Annotated in this window: 1 protein-coding gene; it reads right to left on the bottom strand. The window is 65.2% G+C overall.

What is annotated here, in order from left to right:
* Positions 1 to 233: hypothetical protein (locus SB719_RS22805; RefSeq protein WP_412160132.1), on the bottom strand; the 233-nt coding region annotated here is incomplete at both ends.

Raw genomic sequence — 233 nt, 5'->3', positions numbered from 1 at the left:
CTGACAACACCGCCTCAACAGGCCGGCCACTGCGTATTTTTCGCACCACAGGTGCCAGTTCCACCCCCTGCAAATGCCACACCCCCAACGGCTGATCCGCTGTCACCACCACCTCTGCCGCATCCACCAGCCCATCACGCAGTACAGGCCGTCGCTCAACCCGCACCGCTTGCCAATCAGCCGCCTGATGCAGGGGTTGCGCATCCGGCCAACCCTGGCGCCGGGCCCAGAAC

It is taken from the genome of Pantoea sp. SIMBA_079, from assembly GCF_046940275.1.
GTDB lineage: Bacteria > Pseudomonadota > Gammaproteobacteria > Enterobacterales > Enterobacteriaceae > Pantoea > Pantoea borealis.
The sequence above is the reverse complement of the archived record's forward strand: the minus strand, read 5'-3'. Positions and strand labels throughout refer to the sequence as shown.